We start from the raw sequence: 18,409 nt of genomic DNA, 5'->3' as shown, positions 1-18,409 counted from the left end.
CTACCACGTTGTCTGTAAAATTTTCGATAGCGAGCATTTTTTTTCACCAAACAGTGATTGCAGAGGAAATCGCTATGCTTCAATGTGCGGATTTTGACTCGTTTCTCTTTTTGATAGCAGGTGTTTTCCCGTCTCTAAATTTCTAACTAACTGAAATAATTAAAAATATTCTAGAAATTTCTCACGTTCACAGATGCGGTCTTTGTGAAAAGTCGTTACGTGAATAATTCATGTGGTAACGGAATATGTAGTGGATTTCTCTGGATTGTGATGTCGATTTGGCGCGAAATGGTGCTAATTAACCGGTGTTTCGAAAACATCTGATTGACAGATTTCGAGCTTTATAACATCATTATTGGAGTTAATAACACGCCGCTATCATAAGTTCTGATTGCGGCGCATCTGTTTCCAGGTTGCACGGAGGAGCGGGGCCCTGGAATTCATGTGGAGGCTATCATGATCTTGTCTGTCGCATCTTGCACCGCTTTGGCGGAGGCTCCTGCCTATCCGGCAAGTCTGACGGCAGTGATCGAGAGCAGTCTCCAGGCGGCTAAAGTTCAGCCGCATCATCCGTTTCAATAACGACAATCCGGCAGAATTGCTGAAGGCGTTTGATAATGAGTGCACAAACCAGTCAAGTTTCACAAAAGCCCGCCAAGCTGAGCCGCGCCATCGTCTGGAGCGTGATCGCTGCGATTGTGGTTGTCGGAGCGATTGCCGTCGACACGAAGGTCGTGAAGATCGGGTCTGATTCCGATGTGCGCCAGCAGGCCTTTTCTCCCGATGCCTACGGCGTTTCCGAATTCCCCAAGGTCAAGGCAAGTGTCGAGCAGCGTGCCGTCGATGCCGCCGAAGTGGGAACCGCGCTCACAGCCGACAAGGCCGCAGCCGGAAAGAAATATGGCGTGGGCGACGTCAACCCGGTCATCCCGGTCAAGTTCACCGGCGTCGTGGAAGAGCGCAAGTCCAACTACAATGTAGTCAAGGTTGATGGTCTGCCGGAAGGCGTTGCCATCCGTGTCCAGACCGGCCCAGCCGTCAACGGTACCGACCTGCGCGACGCGACCGGCGAAATCCAGTTCGGCCAGTTCAAGAACCAGATCGAATATCAGAACGCCGGTTCGGCCTTGAACAATGAAATGAAGAAGCAGGTGCTTTCCGGCGTCGATGTGGAGAATCTCATCGGCAAGACCGTGACTGTGGTTGGCGTGTTCAAGGTCGTCAATCCGAAGAACTGGCTCGTCACGCCTGTGGGGCTCGAAGTGAAATGAGCACCGCTCCAAAAATCGAAGGCAAAAACGGCGATGTCGTTCTTGCCGCGCACAACGTCGCCAAGTCCTACGGTCGCATTCATGCCTTGAAGGGTGTGAATTTCGAAATCCGCCGTGGCCAGGTCACGACGCTTTTCGGCGAAAACGGTGCTGGCAAATCGACGCTGATGAAGGTGCTTTCCGGCGTGATCCAGCCGACCTCCGGCACGATCATTCTCGATGGCGAGCCGGTGACGTTCAACTCGTCCACCGAAGCGCGCGATCTCGGTATCTCTATCATCCACCAGGAACTGAGCCTCGCGCCGAACATGAACGTGCGCGACAACATCTTCATGGGACGCGAGATCCGTACCGCCACCGGCGTTGATTTCGCCGAGGAAGAACGGCTGACGCGCGAGCTTCTGAAGGAACTGGAAGAAGACATCGATCCGCTGACGCCGGTCGAGGAGCTTCGCCTCGGTCAGCAGCAGGTCGTTGAAATCGCCCGTGCTCTTTCAGTCAATTCGCGCATTCTCATCATGGATGAGCCCACTTCGGCGTTGAGCGCCTCGGAAGTCGAGGTGCTGTTCAAGGTCATTCGCGACCTGACGGCGCGTGGTGTGGCCATCGTCTATATTTCGCACCATCTGGAAGAAGCGCTGCAGATTACCAATCATGCCGTGGTACTACGCGACGGCACCATGACGGCCTATGCGCCGCGTGAAGACATCGATCTGGAATGGATCGTGCGCAACATGGTCGGCGAAAACTTCGACCTGGGTTCACCGCCGACCGGATATGACTGGGGCGACGTGGCACTCTCCGTCGAGAACCTGACAGTTCCCGATCCCGGCGGCGCGGGCTTCGCGCTGGTCGACCGCATGTCTCTCAATGTTCGTGCCGGTGAAATCGTCTGCATTTACGGCCTCATGGGCGCAGGGCGTACCGAGCTTCTGGAAACCGTTGCCGGTCGTCTCAAGGCAAGCGGCGGACGTGTTGTCCTGAAAGGGCAGGACGTCTCCGGCCTCACCATCGCACAGCGCATCGAGAAGGGGCTTGTGCTGGTGCCGGAAGATCGCCAGCGCGACGGTCTCGTTCAGACGATGACGGTCGGCCGGAACCTGTCGCTCGCCAGCATTGCCGAAATGACGAAGGGTCTGTTTACATCGCGCAAGCGCGAAAAAGAGATCGTCGATCAGTCGATCAAGAATGTGCACATCAAGACGGATGGCGGTGAAGCGGCAATCGGTTCGCTTTCCGGCGGCAACCAGCAGAAGGTCGTGATCGGCAAGATGCTGGCGACCGAGCCGGAGGTCATCCTGCTCGACGAGCCGAGCCGCGGCATCGATATCGGGGCGAAGGCGGAAGTGTTCAAGCTTCTGGCCGAGAAGGCAAAGCAGGGGCTGGCCGTCGTCTACACGACATCGGAAGTCGGTGAATGCCTTAGCATCGCTCATCGTATCATCGTCATGCACCGTGGACGCATCTCCGCCGAATTCGGGTCGGACGTGTCCAAGGAGAAGATCATGGCCGCCTCGGGCGAAGCCATGGTCGGTCACTAAAGCATTTCCAGCAAAAGTGCGAAGCGGTTTTGCGTCGGATAATGCGAACATACAAGAGCATAATCCCGAGAAGTTGCGGACTTCTCGGACAAGATTATGCGTTGAAACAAAAGGATAGAGCATAAGACCCGACAAAGTCGGGGCGTTAAATGCTCTGGTTATGGAGCACTGATAGAATGTCAGTCACGAGCACCAACAAAGAAACAGCGGCTCCGAACGGCGCGAAGCGGAAACCCGGCATCGTGCATCTGCTGCTCGAAGGTCGTGCATTTTTTGCGCTGATCGCGATCATCGCAGTTTTCTCGTTCCTTTCGCCTTATTACTTCAGTGTCGACAACTTCCTGATCATGTCGTCGCATGTGGCCATTTTCGGCCTGCTTGCCATCGGCATGCTGCTTGTCATCCTCAATGGCGGCATCGATCTTTCTGTTGGCTCGACACTGGGACTGGCGGGCGTGGTTGCGGGTTTCCTGATGCAGGGCGTGACGCTGCAGGAATTCGGCATCATCCTTTATTTCCCGGTCTGGGCCGTGGTCCTCATCACCTGTGCGCTTGGCGCCTTCGTCGGCGCTGTCAATGGCGTGCTGATCGCCTATCTGCGTGTTCCGGCCTTTGTGGCGACTCTCGGCGTTCTCTATTGCGCGCGCGGCGTGGCGCTTCTGATGACCAACGGCCTGACCTACAACAATCTCGGCGGACGTCCGGAACTTGGCAATACCGGCTTCGACTGGCTCGGTTTCAACAAGCTTTTCGGCGTGCCGATCGGCGTTCTGGTTCTGGCGGTTCTCGCCATCATCTGCGCCATTGTTCTCAACCGCACTGCATTCGGCCGCTGGCTCTATGCATCGGGCGGCAATGAACGGGCGGCTGAACTGTCCGGCGTTCCGGTCAAGCGCGTCAAGGTGTCGGTCTATGTCATTTCCGGCATCTGCGCTGCCATCGCGGGTCTGGTTCTTTCTTCGCAGCTTACGTCGGCCGGTCCGACGGCAGGCACCACCTACGAACTGACGGCAATCGCTGCCGTGGTTATCGGTGGCGCAGCGCTCACTGGGGGGCGCGGTACTATCCAGGGTACACTTCTCGGCGCCTTCGTGATCGGTTTCCTTTCCGACGGCCTCGTGATTATCGGTGTGTCCTCCTACTGGCAGACCGTCTTTACCGGCGCGGTGATCGTGCTCGCGGTTCTGCTCAACAGCATTCAATACTCCCGGCGATGATCGATAGCGGTTCCGTCCACCGTTCCGGACGGAGCCGCGGAAATATCCGGGTTTATCGAAAGGTTTCCAGGAAGGCGCAACATCTCGAAAACCGCCCAATGGAAATAAGTACCGCCGGGGAACCGGCATAACGCAAATGAAAAATATCAAGGGAGTGAGACCATGTTCAAGAAGGGAATGCGCGTTCTGTTCGCCGCTGCGGCAGCGTTGCCTCTCATCGCCAGCACGGCCTGGGCCGAAGGACTGATGACGATCATCGTCAACGATCCATCCAACCCGTACTGGTACACCGAAGGTGAAATCGCCAAGAAGACCGCCGAAGGTCTCGGCTACAAGGCTGTTGTCGGTGGCCACAAGGGCGACACCAACACCGAAAGCAACCTGATCGACACGGCTATCACCAACAAGTCGGTTGCCATTATTCTCGATCCGGCCAATGCGGACGGGTCGGTCGGTGCGGTCAAGCGTGCAATCGCCGCCAATATCCCGGTTTTCCTCGTCAATGCGGAAATCAACCAGGAAGGTCTGGCCAAGGCGCAGCTCGTTTCCAACAACGCTCAGGGTGCCGCTATCGGTGCGACCCAGTGGGTCGAAAGCGTCGGCGACAAGGGCAAGTATGTCGAGCTGTTCGGTTCGCCGTCCGACAACAATGCCGCAACGCGCTCGAACGGCTATGAAACCGTTCTCTCGCAGTATCCGGATCTGGTGAAGGCCGGTCAGGACGTCGCCAACTGGGACCGTACCCAGGGTCACGACAAGATGCAGGCACTCCTTCAGGCCAATCCGGACATTATCGGCGTCATCTCCGGTAATGACGAAATGGCTCTGGGCGCGATTGCCGCTCTGAAGAAGGCCGGTAAGCTGGATAAGGTGAAGGTTGGCGGTTTCGACGGCTCGCCGGATGCGGTCGCAGCCATCAAGGCTGGTGAACTGCAGTACACCGTTCTGCAGCCGGTTGCCGTGTTCTCGGAAGCTGCCGTCAAGCAGGCCGACAACTTCATCAAGACGGGCAAGACCGGTGTTGATCATGAAAAGCAGCTCTTCGACTGTATCCTGATCACCAAGGACAATGTCGACAAATACACCTCGCCGTTCGTTCTGGAACAGTAAGGTTTGAACAAGGCGCATCCCGAAAGCAATTCAGCCGACGGGATGCGTATTTCCAGAAGTCCCTTACCCAAAGAGACCCCATGCAATCCTACGCTGGATTTCGGGGTTGAAGACCGCGCAATATAGAGCCTATCGGGCGATTCCGACGCTTTCGGAACGTGCAAGCAAGGGGACAAGTGGCAGGCATGGCAGTGAGCAACAAAGCAAGCATTGACAACCTGATGACGGAGCAGGTGCCGAACGACAGTCGGCATGCACGTCAATTGGTTCGGCGCCAGCAGATTGCGGAAACTGTAATGGCTGAAGGCTCGATGCGTATCGAGGACCTCACCGAACGGTTCGGCATCAGCCTGATGACCGCGCATCGCGACGTCGATGAACTGGTAAGCCGCGGGCTGTTTCGCAAGTCGCGCGGCATCGTATCGGCTGCGCCTACAAGCCTGATCGAGGCAAGCGATCTTTATCGCGTCACCCGGCAGTCGGAAGAAAAGAAACTGATCGCCGAAGCTGCCATGCAGTTTGTCGAGCCAGGTCAGGCGATTTTCTTTGACGATTCCACAACTGTCCTGCAGATGGTGCCGCATCTGCCGGGCAAGGGGCCGCTCACCGTCATCACCAATTCACTGATCCTGATGAACGAGGTGCGTGACATCAAGGATGTGACGCTGCTCGGTCTTGGCGGTCAGCTCTATAACTGGTGCAACGCATTTGTGGGCGGCATGACGATCCACGAAATCCGCCGTCTTCGCGCCGATGTGGCCTTCATTTCGATTGCGGCGATCACCGACGATCTTTTGTTTCACCAATCCCCGGAAATGGTGGAAACCAAGCGTGCCATGCTGGACTGCGCCGCCAAGCGTATCCTTCTGGCCGATCACACCAAGTTCGAGCGCCGGGCCCTGCACAATTTCGGCGCGCTCAGCGATTTCGACGTTGTCATCGTGGATGAAAATACGCCTTTCGCGCATATCGAGCGCATGGAGGCGCAAGGCATCAACGTGGTGGTTGCCCGCGCCAATGCCCGGACAGGCGGCAAGCAAGAATAGCCCGCGCATAATTTATCAGGAATACGATACATGCCCTCTCTGCTCGGAATCGACAGCGGACTGACCGTTACCAAAGCCGTATTGTTCGATATTGACGGAACCACCCTTGCCGTTGCGCGCCGCCGCGTGGCGCAATCCTTTCCGCGCGCGCGCCACGTCGAACGCGACATGGATGAATTCTGGGATGCGACGGCGGAGGCCATCGCCGAAGCGATTGCCAGAAGCGGGCGACCTGCTTCCGACATTCTGGCCATCGCCACCACCGCCCATGGCGATGGGATCTACATGCTCGACAAGGACCGCCGACAGCTCGGAGCAGGCATATTGTCGCTCGACAGCCGTGCCGGTGATATTGCGGAGCGCTGGGTCAATAGCCCCGTTGCAGAGCAGGCCATCGCTATCACCGGTCAGTTGCCCCATGCGTCGGCTCCATCCGCCATTCTGGCATGGGTGAAGGAAAACGAACCGGACCGCTATCGCCGCATCGCGCATGTGATTGCCTGCAAGGACTGGCTGCGCTTCTGTCTCACCGGCGACGTCGGCACGGATCGCACCGAAGCTTCGACCTCCTTTACCGACGTGAACACGCAGGATTATTCGAAAGAGGCGCTCGCCCTTTTCGGACTGGAAGCTCTTTGGGATGCGTTGCCGCCCATGTCGCGTTCCGATGAAATCGTCGGCAGCGTTTCTGCCGAGTGCGCGCAACGCACAGGTCTGGTCGCCGGAACGCCGGTCGTCGGTGGCCTTCATGACGTGACCGCCTCGGCGCTCGGCGTCGGTGGGCTTGGCATTGGGACCGTTGCCGTGGTTGCCGGAACCTATTCGATCAACGAAACGCTGTCGTCCGAACCGCATGTCGATAAAAGCTGGTTCTGCCGCAACGGCATTGCGCCGGGCGAATGGAACAACATGTCGATCTCGCCTGCCTCGACAGCCAATTATGATTGGTTCCTCGACAAGCTCTGCCCGGCAGAGCGGCGCGAGGCGGAAGAAACGGGGCGCTCGATCCACGACATGCTGCGCCCTGAAGTCGATGCAGCTCTGGCTAAACCTTCCACGGCGCTGTTTCACCCCTATCTCTTCGGTTCGCCCTATGGGGCGATGGCAAGCGGCGCTTTCTTCGGCTTGCGCGGCTGGCAGGACCGGGGCGACATGTTGCGCGCGATATGGGAAGGCATTGCCTTCAATCATCGCATCCATGTCGACCACCTGAAGGATGGTTTCGCGATCTCTGCAGCACGTCTCACCGGCGGCGTATCGCGCAGCCCGGCTTTCGCGCAGATGTTCGCCAATGTTCTCGGCATGCCCGTTACCGTCACGGATACGGACGAGGCCGCAGCTTGGGGCGCCGCCCTTTGTGCTGGCAAGGGCGCTGGTGTTTTCGCCGATGTCTATAGCGATCCGCGCGATCTCGACGCCATCGGCCGCACTTATGAACCGGATGCCGGGCGAAGCGCGCTCTATGAAAAGCGTTATGCGCTGTTCAAGGAAATCGCCTCGGCGCTTGGGCCGATCTGGCCGAAGATCGAAGCGCTCACGGATTGAAATAAACGGCGTGTCCCGCGCCTTAGCGACGTAAAGACAGTAAGATGAATGATTTCGTAGGCAATGCCGGAATGAAAAGCCGCATCGGACAATTGGAGTCCGAGGGCGTGGACGTGCTCATCCTCGGCGCGGGTATCAATGGTGCGGGGCTTTATCGTGATCTGAGCGAACAGGGCGTGAGCTGCCTTATCGTGGACAAGGCGGATTTCGGTTCCGGCACAAGTGCGGCTCCGTCGCGGCTTATTCACGGTGGTCTGAAATATCTGGAAACCGGCGAGTTCGGCCTCGTGGCCCAGTCAACGCTGGAACGCAATCTTCTCTTGAAGAATGCGCCTCACAATGTCGAACCGCTGCCGACTTTCATTCCGGTCTTTTCGTGGACAAAGGGTATTCCTGCGGCGCTCCGTACTCTGTTCGGATCAACGACCGCGCCACGCAGTCGTGGTGCTGTGCTCATCAAGATCGGTCTGGCGCTTTACGATTATTTTGGCGCGCGTGAGCGCGTCATGCCGCACCACCGTTTTCTGCTGAAGGAGACGGCGACGAAGGAAATGCCTTATATCACGCCGTCGATTGTGGCAGGCGGCATCTATCACGACGCGAAGGTCAGCCAGCCGGAACGTCTGGTCTATGAGCTTGTCAGCGACGGGCTGCGGGCCAATCCGAAAAGCGCTGCGGCCAATTTTACGACACTTGTTTACGCTGAAGACGGCGTTGTCGGTTTCGAGGGGCCGGACGGTGCGAAATTCGCGGTCAGGCCGAAGCTCATTATTAATGCTGCCGGACCATGGATCGACCGGGTCAATGCCGCGCTTGGCAAGCCGACCAAGATGATCGGCGGCACCAAGGGCTCGCATATTCTTGTCGATCATCCCGAGCTGGTGAAGAGCCTCAATGGACGGATGATCTATTTCGAGGCGGATGACGGACGTATCTGTCTTGTCTACGATTATCACGGTCTGGCGCTGGTGGGTTCCACCGACATTCCGTCGGATGATCCGGACAATGTGCGCTGCGACGATCATGAAACCGACTATTTCATCGACAGCCTGCGCTCGCTTTTGCCGAAGCTGAAATTCGATCGCAGCCAGATCGTCTATACCTATAGCGGCATCCGTCCGCTCCCGGCCTCCAATGCTTCCGAACCGGGCTTGATCAGCCGCGATCATTCCGCACCTGTGATCGAGCCGGATAGCAGCCGGCCATTTGCAATCATTTCACTTGTTGGCGGCAAATGGACCACGTTTCGCGGCTTTGCCGAGGAAGTGGCCGACAAGGTTCTTGGGCGTTTCGGTCAGGCCCGGCGGGTGTCAACGCGTAACCTCGCCATCGGCGGTGGCAGGGATTATCCCGCCGATGATCGCGCCCGCAAGGCATGGGTGACGAGGTACGCCACGGAAACAAAGTTGTCTGCCGCACGGGTCGAGACCTTGCTGAAGCGCTACGGCACCACGGCCTTGGCGATCATCCGCGAGGAAGCAGGCGCAACGGTCACCATGCTGCCGGAAACCGACACGTTCAGCGAGACGGAAATCGCATGGATTGCACGCAACGAGCTTGTCGTGCATCTGGCGGATGTCGTTCTGCGGCGCACCACGCTGGCAATCGACGGGGCGCTGACGACCGGCAATCTTGCTGCAATCGCTGATAGTCTGGCACAGGAACTGGGCTGGGACGACGCACGCAAGCAGCAGGAAATCGAAGCGGTCAACACAGAGCTTGAGAAACGGCATAACGTGATTTTGCAGCGCAACCCTGCCAAAAGGCGCTGATCTCCTCGCGAAGTTGATCTATGTTGCATTGTTTCTGAATTGAAAAGGAATGCCTCATGGATATCAAGCGAAACGGAGCCGACGCTTCGGGCAAAGGTCCAGCCGACTGGTTTACGGGCAATGTCCGTATCGATCCGCTGTTCTCCCCCAACAATGCCCGGCGGGCTGCGGCTGCGGCTGTGACCTTCGAGCCGGGTGCCCGCACCGCCTGGCACACGCATCCGCTTGGCCAGACCCTGATCGTGACAGCCGGTCTCGGCCTTGTGCAACGCGAAGGTGGGCCGATTGAGGAAATCCGGCCCGGCGATGTGGTCTGGTTCGAGCCGGGCGAAAAACATTGGCACGGTGCATCCGCCAGCAATGCCATGACCCACATCGCCATTCAGGAACAGCTCGACGGCAAGGTCGTTGACTGGATGGAGCATGTCAGCGACGTGCAGTATGGCGGCGGAAAGTAATTTTCGCTCCGGTTTTTGCGCAGCTTTCCGAATTTAACTCGACCGATCAATGATCAAGGGCTGCGCAAAACGCAAAGATGATTGCGTATATTGCGAACAGGCATTTCACGTTTCCCCTATCATGTTGTTCCCAATAAAAACAAAGGGGAGAAAAGAATGAAACGCCTATTTCTTTTGTTTGCAGCAAGTGTTGCTAGCCTTACCGGCGTGCAGGCGCGTGCCGCTGAAAGCGAAACTTGCAAGGCACCAAAATTTTCCGATGTCGGCTGGACCGATATCACCGCAACGACGGCGCTTGCGTCATTGGTGCTTGAAAAAGCCGGATATCAGCCGCAAACGACCATTCTTTCCGTGCCCGTTACCTTCCAGTCGCTGGAAAACGGACAGATCGATATTTTTCTCGGTAACTGGATGCCACTTCAGGAAGAAGCGCGCAAACCCTATCTTGAGGGAAAGAAGATCGAGCAGGCCGGGATTAATCTCGAAGGCGCAAAGATTGGCCTTGCTGCGACGGGCAAGGATCTTGGCATCAAGAATTATGCCGATATCGCAAAGTTCAAGGACCAGCTCGGCGGCAAGATTTATGGCATCGAGGCTGGTAGTAGCGCCAATGCCACGATCCAGTCGATGGTCGAGCAGGACAAGTTCGGCCTGAAGGATTTCCAGCTCGCGGAATCGAGCGAGCAGGCTATGCTCTCGCAGGTCCAGAATGCGGTGCGCAAGGAGGAGCCGGTCGTGTTCTTCGCCTGGACGCCGCATCCAATGAATATTCGCTACAAGCTCACCTATCTCGAAAATGGCGACAATCTGTTTGGCCCGGATGACGGTGCTGCAACCGTCGAAACATTGACCCGCAAGGGCTATGCAACGGACTGCCCCAATGTCTCGCGCTTTCTGTCGAACCTGAAGTTCAACACGGCGATGGAAAGCACGATGATGAATATGATCCTGAATGACGGCATGGAAGCGAAAGACGCTGTCACGAAATGGATCAAGGAGAATCCGGCGCAACTGGATGCATGGCTGGACGGTGTGACAACGTTCGACGGCAAGCCAGCGCTTGCAGAAGTGAAGTCGGAGCTGGGGCTCTAAACATCCCGCCTGTTACTGCCGCAACTTGCTCGGCGACTGGCCGAAATGCCGCTTGAAGGCGCGCGACAGCGAACTGATCGACGAAAAGCCGGTCTGTTCCGCTGTATCCGCCATGGAAAGATGCGTATCGAGGATCAGCCGCCGGGCCGCTTTCAGCCGGAGCGACAGATAGTAATTGCCCGGTGACTGCCCGATCACATTGGCAAACAGCAATTCGAGACTGCGCGTCGACAAGCCAAGCCTGCGGGCGATGCCCGTCACGGGAATCGGGCGGTCGATATGGGTTTCCATGATCTTTATGGCCTCGGCCAGTCGCGGCTCGCGGTTGAGTAACCGGCCAAGAGAAACCAGCGGCTGCGCGTCGGAAGCCTGTTTCACCTCATCGTAGATATAGAGGCTCGCCACATCCAGCGCGATGGAATAGCCGTGGCGGGCGCGAATGAGCGCCAGCATCATGTCGAGCGCGGGGGCGGCACCGCCAGTCGTCAGAAAAGCTCCGTCCCGTACCCAGCGGTCCGATTGCATTTCGATTTCCGGGAAGCGCTGTGAAAATGCTTCCATGTCCTCCCAGTGTGTGGTTGCCTTACGTCTGTTGAGCAGCCCGGCTTTTGCCAAAACCCATGATCCGGCTTCCACGCCCACAACGAGTTTCGATTGTTTGGCCGCCTGTCGCAGCATGGCGAGTAGTTTTGGAGTGGCGTGTTCCAGGGCATGAAACGCGCTGACGATAATGAGAATGTCCTGCGCGCCAGCTTCGAAACGGCCATTGGCCGCAACTTTGAGCCCGCTGGATGTGACGGGGTCGCTGCCATCCGGGGAAACCACTCGCCAGCGATAGAGAGAGCGACCGGTGACGCGGTTGGCGCCGCGCATCGGGTCGAGCGTCGCGGCCAGCGACATGAGTGAACAATCCGGCAGGACAAGCAGGGTAACGCTTAGTTCTTCGTCGGATGGTTCAAAGATCATATGCTTCGCTCTTCGCCAAATAGATTTCGTAAAATGATAATCCCGGCATTTCGCGACCTGTCAAGCTCGGCGAAAATCGAGGGAAACGATCATGCCTTTAAAGCCCGCTCGCGAAATATTCATCACGGCAGCCGTCACCGGGGCCGGCGCCACCACGCATCGCTCGAACAAGGTGCCGATCACGCCGCGCCAGATTGCGGATGCGGCCATCGAAAGTGCCGAGGCAGGTGCCGCTGTCGCGCATATTCATGTTCGCGATCCGCAAACCGGTGAGCCGTCGCGCAAGCTGGAGCTCTTTCGTGAGGTAGTGAATCATATCCGGTCGTCGGGTGTCGATATCGTGCTGAACCTGACAGCAGGCGTTGGCGGCGATCTGGTTTTCGGCTCGCCAGAAGCTCCGCTGCCGCCCGATGCCGCCAAGACCGATATGGCTGGAGCGACGGAACGGCTTGCCCATATTGCGGAATTGCTGCCGGAAATCTGCACGCTCGATTGCGGAACGATGAATTTCGGCGAAGGCGATTACGTGATGACAAACACGCCCGCCATGCTGAAAGAAATGGCCGGGCAGATACAGCGGCTCGGCGTGCGCCCGGAGATCGAGATTTTTGATACCGGTCATCTGCCGCTTGCCCAGTGGCTGCAGCAGCAGGGCCTGCTCGACGATCCGGTTCTGGTGCAACTGTGCATGGGTATCCCATGGGGCGCGCCCGACGATCTGGCGACGCTGATTTCCATCCTCCACAACCTGCCGGATAACTGGATTTTCTCGGCGTTTTCCATCGGTCGCAATCAGTTGCCCTATGCGGCTCTAGCGGTACTCGCAGGCGGCAACATCCGCGTGGGTCTGGAAGACAATATCTGGCTCGACAAGGGTGTTCTGGCATCGAACGGCGATCTGGTCGAGCGCGCCAAAGCCATTGCCGTCAATATGGGAACAAAAGTTCTGACGCCCGCCGAAGTCCGCGAAAAACTCAAGCTTACAAAGCGTTGGTGATAGCCATGAACAGCCATCCTCCCAAGATTGCCTGCATCGGCAGCGGCGTCATCGGCAGCGGCTGGGCCGCACGCTTTCTCCTGAATGGTTTCGACGTGGCCGTTTACGATCCGTCGCCCGATGCAAAGGCGACGACAGAACATATTCTCGACAATGCGCGCCGGGCACTGGCGGCACTGACCACTGTGCGTCTTCCGCAGGAAGGCAAGCTGACCTTTTCCGCTTCGCTGGCCGACGCGGTCACAGACGCCGCGCTCATTCAGGAAAGCGTGCCCGAGCGCCTTGACCTGAAGCTTGCTGTACTGGCGGAGATTGAAACGGCTTGCAGGGATGATGCGCTGATCGCCTCTTCCACCTCCGGCTTTCTCCCAAGCACATTACAGGCGGGATTGCGGTATCCCGAGCGGCTTTTGATCGCGCATCCCTATAATCCCGTTTACCTGTTGCCGCTGGTGGAGCTCGTGCCGGGCGAGAAGACGACCGGTTCGACGATCGAGAGTGCTTCCGCGCTCTATCGCCAGACCGGGATGGAGCCGGTCGTGCTCGAAAAGGAAATCGACGCATTTGTCGGTGATCGCCTTCTGGAAGCACTGTGGCGCGAGGCATTGTGGCTGGTGCATGACGGTATCGCCACTGTCGAGCAGATTGACGATATCATCCGCTATTCGTTTGGGCTTCGCTGGGCTCAGATGGGATTGTTCCAGACCTATCGCATCGCTGGCGGTCCCGCCGGTATGCGGCATTTCCTCGCCCAGTTCGGGCCCGCTCTGCAATGGCCTTGGACGAAACTGACGGATGTGCCTGAGCTTGATGAAAGCCTGATCAACCGCATTGCGGACCAGTCAGACGCGCAGAATGAAGGGCTTTCAATTCGCGACCTGGAGAGAATTCGCGATGAAAATCTGGTCGCGATCATCCGCGCTCTTGCGCAACAGCAAAACGGCAAGGGTTGGGGTGCAGGCGCTCTTCTCAATGCCTATGCCGCGCGGCTTGACGCGACTGTCGATCGCGCCGAGGCGAGTTCCGGCCCATTGCGCCTTCTGGACGCGCGCGTGATCCCGGAGTGGATCGACTATAATGGGCATATGACCGAGCATCGTTATCTCGATATATTCGGGCAGGCGACGGACAGGTTTCTGGCGCATATCGGCGTGGATGAGGCCTATCTGAAATCCGGCCACAGCTATTATACGGTCGAAACCCATATCATGCATCGCGGGGAAGCGAAGGCAGGCGATGCGCTTCATGTCGAAACGCAATTGCTCTCGTCTGACGAGAAACGCGCGCATGTCTTTCATAGTCTCAGACGCGGCGAGACGGAGATTGCCAGCGCTGAACAGATGCTGCTGCATGTCGACAGCAAGGCAGGCAAGGCGGTTGCCGCAAAGGCCCCAATTCTTGCCGTACTGGAACGCCTTTCGCATTCGCATCGCGAGATTCCGACACCAATAGCCGTTGGGCGTCATGTCGGGAGCCGAGGCTGAACGAGCTTTAAAGCGCGTCGCATTTTATCCCAAAACCGGTTCCCACTTTTGGGAGACATGCTTTAGTTCGTTTCTTGAAGAAAGAAGCGTCGATCTCCGGTCGGCGCTTTTTCTGTCTTCTCTTGACATTTAATCAATCGATTGATTAAATCGACGTATGAGCACAACGAAATATACCCGGCAGGAGCCGCCGACGCCTTCGGTCGACCAGACGCGGGCAGCGCTTATCCATGCGGCCTTGCAACTGTTTGGCTCGAAGGGTTTCGACGCTACATCGACGCGCGAGATTGCGGGTCTGGCCAGGGCAAATATCGGTTCCATCGCCTATCATTTCGGTAACAAGGAAGGGCTGCGACTGGCAGCGGCAGACTATATTGTCGAAACGATACAGGGCATTGCCGGGCAGGCGCTCGGGCATTATGCGGCGATCAATGCGCCCGCCGAGACCCAGGAAACCGCTCGCCAGCAGCTTGGTATGGCGCTGGAGCGGATGACGCATTTCATCGTTGCGCAGCCGCAGTCCGGCGAGATCGTCCAGTTCCTTTTGCGCGAACTGGCGCATCCGACAGCGGCGCTCGACCGCATCTATTCCGGAGTTTTCGAGCCGACGCATAAAAGACTTTGCGCCATCTGGGAAGTCGCGACTGGCGAACCTGCCGAAAGCGAGAATACACGGCTTATCATTTTCACCTTGCTCGGGCAGGTCGTCTATTTCCGTATTGGTCGTGAAGCTGTGAAGCGGCGTATGGGCTGGTCCACGATGGGCGCGGACGAGGCGGCGGCGGTCGCTGCAATCGCGCGCCAGAATCTGATGGCCATTCTTGCGGCGAAAGATGCCGCGAAAAGTGGCGAGGTGGCGTTATGAGTGTTCTTTGTATTCTCCCTTTTGCGTCCTATCTTTTCGCCGCATGCAGCGCACAGCCTCTCGCCGTCGGCTATGTCGAGGGGGAATTCGTGCAGCTTGCGCCGCTGGAAGTAGCTCAAGTCCAGTCCGTGGGCGTCAGGCGCGGTGATCGTGTCGAGCCGGGCAAGCCCATAGCAATGACGGAGGATGCAGACGCGAAGATCGCTGTCGCGCAAGCCGAAGCCGCGCTGGCGCAGGCGCAGGCGCAATTAGCAGACTTGCAGGTCGGCAAGCGTCCCGATGAAATTGCTGTTCTGGAGGCGGCTGTAAGAACTGCCAAGGCACAGGCAGACGATGCCAAGAGAACGCTTCTGCGTACGCAGGACCTGACGAAGCGCGGGGTGATGACACAGGCGCAGCTTGACGACGCAGCCACCAAGGTCGAAGTGGCGGAAGCCACGATCAATCAGGCTACTGCCAATCTGGCGGTGGGTCGTTTGCCCGCGCGCCCTGAAGAGATCAAGGCAGCGGAAAATGCCGTCAAGAGTGCTGAAGCACAGCTTGATTCCGCGCGCTGGCATCTGGCCAAGCGAACAATCGAGGCGCCTGCGCCGGGCCGGATTACAGATGTCATTCGCAATCCCGGTGATATTGCCGGTCCGTCCGCGCCGGTGCTGACCATGCTGCCCGACGGCGCGGTCAAGCTGAAGGTCTACATACCGGAAGACAAGTTTTCGGCGGTGCGCGTTGGCGATATGCTGTCTGTGCGCTGCGATGGCTGCGCACCCGGTCTGCAAGCCCGTGTCAGCTATGTTTCGCCGGATCCGGAGTTCACGCCGCCCGTCATCTATTCGCTCGAAACGCGCCAGAAGCTTGTCTATCTCGTCGAGGCGCATCCGGTCGATCCCGCGTCGCCTCTGCAGCCCGGCCAGATCGTGGATGTCGATCTGGCTTCCCGATAGGCGGAGGTGGTCATGTCGAACGCCATCGATGTCAAAGGTCTCGTCAAACGGTTCGGCGATGCGACAGTCGTCGATCATGTGAGCATGTCGGTGGCCGAGGGCGAGATAGTCGGCTTTCTGGGGCCTAACGGTTCGGGCAAAACGACCACCATCCGCATAATGTGCGGCCTGCTGACCCCCGACGAGGGTGAAGGGCAGGTGTTGGGGTTTGATCTTCGTACCGAAAGTCTGAAGATCAAGCGTGAAGTTGGTTACATGACGCAGCGCTTTTCCTTTTACGAAGACCTGACCATTGCCGAGAACCTGGAATTCGTCGCTCGTCTCTACCGGTTGAAACCGGTGAAGGACCATGTGGTGCGCACGCTTGAGGAACTGGGGCTGACCTCGCGTGGGGATCAACTGGCGGGCACGCTTTCCGGTGGTTGGAAACAGCGGCTGGCATTGGCAGCCTGTATCATGCACAAGCCCAGGCTTCTGCTGCTGGATGAGCCGACCGCCGGGGTTGATCCGAAGGCGCGGCGCGACTTCTGGGACGAGATACATCGTCTGGCTGATGGTGGACTGACTGTACTCGTCTCGACCCATTACATGGACGAAGCTGAACGCTGCCACCGCATCAGCTATATTTCCTACGGTAAGCTTCTGGCCACCGGGACCGTCCGGGATGTCATCGACAAGGCCGGGCTGACGACCTTCATCGTCAACGGTCCAAGGCTTGCCGAAGTGGCGCGCGAATTGGAGGGTGAACCGGGCGTCGAGCAGGTTGCACCTTTCGGCGCGACGCTGCATGTCGTGGGGTCCGACAGGGCAAAGCTTGAAGCGGCTCTGGAGAAGATCAGGCATCGTGAGGGGACCACAGTCGAGGCAGGCGAAACTAGCCTTGAGGATGTGTTCATCCAGTTCATGGCCAATGCGCAGGATAATATGTCGAAAGGCAAGAACTCCGGGAGTGGCAAACCATGAGCGGCTGGTTCTCGTTTGAACGTCTTGGCGCGATGCTGGTGAAGGAATTTATCCAGATGCGGCGTGATCGCATCACCTTCGCCATGATGCTGGTCGTTCCATTGATGCAATTGCTGCTCTTCGGCTTTGCCATCAACAATGATCCGAAAAGCCTGCCGAGTGCATTGGTTGTCACCAGTCAGGATCATTATACGCGTGCCATGATTTCCGCACTGGAAACCACAGGCTATTATCGTTTCGACCATGTCGTACAAAGTGCGGCGGAAGCCGAGGCCTTGATTGCCAACGGCACCGTTTCCTTCGTGGTGACGATACCGTCTGATTTTGCAAGGCGTGTCGATGCAGGCGAACAGCCGCAGATCCTGATCGAGGCCGATGCGACGGACCCGTCGGTGGCAAGCGGCGCCATTTCCACGCTTGGAACCGTCGCAAGTCAGGCGCTTCTGCGTGAGCAGGGCAAGCAGGCTGAAGCGGCGGATGCCGCGCGAAGCCAGCTCCAGGTCGTCGTGCATCGCCGCTACAACCCGGAAGGCGTGTCGCAATACAATATCGTCCCCGGCTTGTTGGGCGTGATCCTGCAAATGACCATGGTGATGATGACAGCCATGGCGCTGACCCGCGAGACCGAACGCGGCACGATGGAAAACCTGCTCGCTATGCCCGCAACGCCCGCCGAAATCATGCTGGGGAAGGTTCTGCCGTTTCTGGTCGTTGGCGGCGTGCAGGTCGTGGTCGTGCTGGTTGCAGCCAAGCTTTTGTTCGGGGTGCCCTTTGTCGGCTCGCTGGCGCTTCTTCTGAGCTGCGTTTTGATCTTTGTCCTGTCGCTGGTTCTGCTCGGCTATACGATTTCGACGGCTTCGCGCACGCAGATGCAGGCCATGCAGCTTACCTTCTTCTTCTTCCTGCCGTCGTTGATGCTGTCCGGTTTCATGTTCCCGTTTCGCGGCATGCCCGATTGGGCGCAGGCGTTGGGCGAGATTTTTCCGCTGACGCATTTTCTGCGGATCGTCCGCGCCGTCATGCTGAAAGGCGCTCACCTTTCCGACATTGCCGGAGAGGTGAACGCCCTCATACTTTTCGTAGTCCTGTTCGCATCGCTGGCGCTATTGCGGTTCCGACGCACCCTGGATTAGCTTGCCGG

At 57.9% G+C, this 18,409-nt stretch carries 17 protein-coding genes and 1 pseudogene; 16 read left to right on the top strand and 2 right to left on the bottom strand.

Going from position 1 to position 18,409, the window contains the following annotated elements; all coding sequences use genetic code 11:
* Positions 1-456: 456 nt before the first annotated feature.
* Entirely contained in the window at positions 457-582 is a 126-nt protein-coding gene (locus CQZ93_RS27050; RefSeq protein ID WP_286154241.1) for a hypothetical protein, read from the top strand.
* Here CQZ93_RS27050 and CQZ93_RS23190 read toward each other — a convergent pair.
* Positions 554-638: pseudogene (locus tag CQZ93_RS23190) on the bottom strand (ATP-binding protein); the annotation flags it as partial. The gene CQZ93_RS27050 and the pseudogene CQZ93_RS23190 sit on opposite strands and share 29 nt — an antisense overlap.
* Between CQZ93_RS23190 and CQZ93_RS23185 the strand changes: the two are divergent.
* The 9 genes from CQZ93_RS23185 (at position 618) to choX (ending at position 11,052) form a co-directional block, all read left to right on the top strand.
* The gene (locus CQZ93_RS23185; protein ID WP_105544871.1) at positions 618-1,271 is read left to right on the top strand and encodes a DUF2291 family protein; all 654 of its coding nucleotides are present in this window, start codon (positions 618-620) and stop codon (positions 1,269-1,271) included. The pseudogene CQZ93_RS23190 and the gene CQZ93_RS23185 overlap by 21 nt on opposite strands.
* A complete protein-coding gene (locus tag CQZ93_RS23180; protein WP_105544870.1) occupies positions 1,268-2,812 on the top strand; it encodes a sugar ABC transporter ATP-binding protein in 1,545 nt (514 codons plus the stop codon). The genes CQZ93_RS23185 and CQZ93_RS23180 overlap by 4 nt, the downstream gene beginning before the upstream one ends.
* A gap of 176 nt (positions 2,813-2,988) precedes the next feature.
* Positions 2,989-4,029 carry an ABC transporter permease gene (locus tag CQZ93_RS23175; protein ID WP_010660874.1) on the top strand — a complete coding sequence of 347 codons (1,041 nt, stop codon included), beginning with the start codon at positions 2,989-2,991 and terminating at the stop codon, positions 4,027-4,029.
* Between the two features lie 162 nt (positions 4,030-4,191).
* Positions 4,192-5,139 (top strand): D-ribose ABC transporter substrate-binding protein, encoded by a 948-nt coding sequence (locus CQZ93_RS23165; protein WP_105544869.1) that lies wholly within the window; start codon positions 4,192-4,194, stop codon positions 5,137-5,139.
* 185 nt (positions 5,140-5,324) lie between these two features.
* Complete coding sequence (locus tag CQZ93_RS23160) at positions 5,325-6,185, top strand: DeoR/GlpR family DNA-binding transcription regulator (RefSeq protein WP_105544868.1); 861 nt, start codon at positions 5,325-5,327, stop codon at positions 6,183-6,185.
* 30 nt (positions 6,186-6,215) lie between these two features.
* A complete protein-coding gene (locus CQZ93_RS23155; protein ID WP_105544867.1) occupies positions 6,216-7,730 on the top strand; it encodes an FGGY-family carbohydrate kinase in 1,515 nt (504 codons plus the stop codon).
* A gap of 44 nt (positions 7,731-7,774) precedes the next feature.
* Positions 7,775-9,502, top strand: a complete 1,728-nt coding sequence (locus CQZ93_RS23150) for a glycerol-3-phosphate dehydrogenase/oxidase (protein ID WP_105544866.1) — start codon at positions 7,775-7,777, stop codon at positions 9,500-9,502.
* 56 nt (positions 9,503-9,558) lie between these two features.
* On the top strand, positions 9,559-9,960 hold the full coding sequence (locus tag CQZ93_RS23145; RefSeq protein ID WP_105544865.1) for a (R)-mandelonitrile lyase: 402 nt from the start codon (positions 9,559-9,561) through the stop codon (positions 9,958-9,960).
* Positions 9,961-10,116: 156 nt separating this feature from the next.
* The gene (gene choX / locus CQZ93_RS23140) at positions 10,117-11,052 is read left to right on the top strand and encodes a choline ABC transporter substrate-binding protein (protein WP_105544864.1); all 936 of its coding nucleotides are present in this window, start codon (positions 10,117-10,119) and stop codon (positions 11,050-11,052) included.
* 12 nt (positions 11,053-11,064) lie between these two features.
* Here choX and CQZ93_RS23135 read toward each other — a convergent pair whose 3' ends face one another.
* Positions 11,065-12,018 carry a GlxA family transcriptional regulator gene (locus CQZ93_RS23135; protein ID WP_105544863.1) on the bottom strand — a complete coding sequence of 318 codons (954 nt, stop codon included), beginning with the start codon at positions 12,016-12,018 and terminating at the stop codon, positions 11,065-11,067.
* A gap of 91 nt (positions 12,019-12,109) precedes the next feature.
* Between CQZ93_RS23135 and CQZ93_RS23130 the strand changes: the two genes are divergently transcribed.
* From CQZ93_RS23130 to CQZ93_RS23105, 6 genes are all read left to right on the top strand, one after another.
* Positions 12,110-13,015, top strand: coding sequence for a beta-keto acid cleavage family enzyme (locus CQZ93_RS23130; RefSeq protein WP_105544862.1), 906 nt, complete (start codon positions 12,110-12,112; stop codon positions 13,013-13,015).
* 5 nt (positions 13,016-13,020) lie between these two features.
* Positions 13,021-14,499 carry a carnitine 3-dehydrogenase gene (locus CQZ93_RS23125; protein ID WP_105544861.1) on the top strand — a complete coding sequence of 493 codons (1,479 nt, stop codon included), beginning with the start codon at positions 13,021-13,023 and terminating at the stop codon, positions 14,497-14,499.
* A 157-nt stretch (positions 14,500-14,656) separates the two neighbouring features.
* Entirely contained in the window at positions 14,657-15,364 is a 708-nt protein-coding gene (locus tag CQZ93_RS23120; protein ID WP_105544860.1) for a DUF1956 domain-containing protein, read from the top strand.
* Complete coding sequence (locus tag CQZ93_RS23115; protein ID WP_105544859.1) at positions 15,361-16,305, top strand: HlyD family secretion protein; 945 nt, start codon at positions 15,361-15,363, stop codon at positions 16,303-16,305. Before CQZ93_RS23120 ends, CQZ93_RS23115 begins: the two co-directional genes overlap by 4 nt.
* 12 nt (positions 16,306-16,317) lie before the next feature.
* Positions 16,318-17,268 carry an ABC transporter ATP-binding protein gene (locus CQZ93_RS23110; protein ID WP_105544858.1) on the top strand — a complete coding sequence of 317 codons (951 nt, stop codon included), beginning with the start codon at positions 16,318-16,320 and terminating at the stop codon, positions 17,266-17,268.
* Complete coding sequence (locus CQZ93_RS23105; RefSeq protein WP_105544857.1) at positions 17,265-18,401, top strand: ABC transporter permease; 1,137 nt, start codon at positions 17,265-17,267, stop codon at positions 18,399-18,401. Before CQZ93_RS23110 ends, CQZ93_RS23105 begins: the two co-directional genes overlap by 4 nt.
* Positions 18,402-18,409 lie beyond the last annotated feature (8 nt).

This window comes from Ochrobactrum vermis, from assembly GCF_002975205.1.
Classification (GTDB): domain Bacteria; phylum Pseudomonadota; class Alphaproteobacteria; order Rhizobiales; family Rhizobiaceae; genus Brucella; species Brucella vermis.
The sequence above is the reverse complement of the archived record's forward strand: the minus strand, read 5'-3'. Positions and strand labels throughout refer to the sequence as shown.

What these genes read in the sequence shown, in the direction of transcription:
- CQZ93_RS27050 (WP_286154241.1), top strand. Translation starts at nt 457, where the DNA reads ATGATCTTGTCTGTCGCATCTTGCACCGCTTTGGCGGAGGCTCCTGCC.
- CQZ93_RS23185 (WP_105544871.1), top strand. Translation starts at nt 618, where the DNA reads ATGAGTGCACAAACCAGTCAAGTTTCACAAAAGCCCGCCAAGCTGAGC.
- CQZ93_RS23180 (WP_105544870.1), top strand. Translation starts at nt 1,268, where the DNA reads ATGAGCACCGCTCCAAAAATCGAAGGCAAAAACGGCGATGTCGTTCTT.
- CQZ93_RS23175 (WP_010660874.1), top strand. Translation starts at nt 2,989, where the DNA reads ATGTCAGTCACGAGCACCAACAAAGAAACAGCGGCTCCGAACGGCGCG.
- CQZ93_RS23165 (WP_105544869.1), top strand. Translation starts at nt 4,192, where the DNA reads ATGTTCAAGAAGGGAATGCGCGTTCTGTTCGCCGCTGCGGCAGCGTTG.
- CQZ93_RS23160 (WP_105544868.1), top strand. Translation starts at nt 5,325, where the DNA reads ATGGCAGTGAGCAACAAAGCAAGCATTGACAACCTGATGACGGAGCAG.
- CQZ93_RS23155 (WP_105544867.1), top strand. Translation starts at nt 6,216, where the DNA reads ATGCCCTCTCTGCTCGGAATCGACAGCGGACTGACCGTTACCAAAGCC.
- CQZ93_RS23150 (WP_105544866.1), top strand. Translation starts at nt 7,775, where the DNA reads ATGAATGATTTCGTAGGCAATGCCGGAATGAAAAGCCGCATCGGACAA.
- CQZ93_RS23145 (WP_105544865.1), top strand. Translation starts at nt 9,559, where the DNA reads ATGGATATCAAGCGAAACGGAGCCGACGCTTCGGGCAAAGGTCCAGCC.
- choX (WP_105544864.1), top strand. Translation starts at nt 10,117, where the DNA reads ATGAAACGCCTATTTCTTTTGTTTGCAGCAAGTGTTGCTAGCCTTACC.
- CQZ93_RS23135 (WP_105544863.1), bottom strand. Translation starts at nt 12,018, where the DNA reads ATGATCTTTGAACCATCCGACGAAGAACTAAGCGTTACCCTGCTTGTC.
- CQZ93_RS23130 (WP_105544862.1), top strand. Translation starts at nt 12,110, where the DNA reads ATGCCTTTAAAGCCCGCTCGCGAAATATTCATCACGGCAGCCGTCACC.
- CQZ93_RS23125 (WP_105544861.1), top strand. Translation starts at nt 13,021, where the DNA reads ATGAACAGCCATCCTCCCAAGATTGCCTGCATCGGCAGCGGCGTCATC.
- CQZ93_RS23120 (WP_105544860.1), top strand. Translation starts at nt 14,657, where the DNA reads ATGAGCACAACGAAATATACCCGGCAGGAGCCGCCGACGCCTTCGGTC.
- CQZ93_RS23115 (WP_105544859.1), top strand. Translation starts at nt 15,361, where the DNA reads ATGAGTGTTCTTTGTATTCTCCCTTTTGCGTCCTATCTTTTCGCCGCA.
- CQZ93_RS23110 (WP_105544858.1), top strand. Translation starts at nt 16,318, where the DNA reads ATGTCGAACGCCATCGATGTCAAAGGTCTCGTCAAACGGTTCGGCGAT.
- CQZ93_RS23105 (WP_105544857.1), top strand. Translation starts at nt 17,265, where the DNA reads ATGAGCGGCTGGTTCTCGTTTGAACGTCTTGGCGCGATGCTGGTGAAG.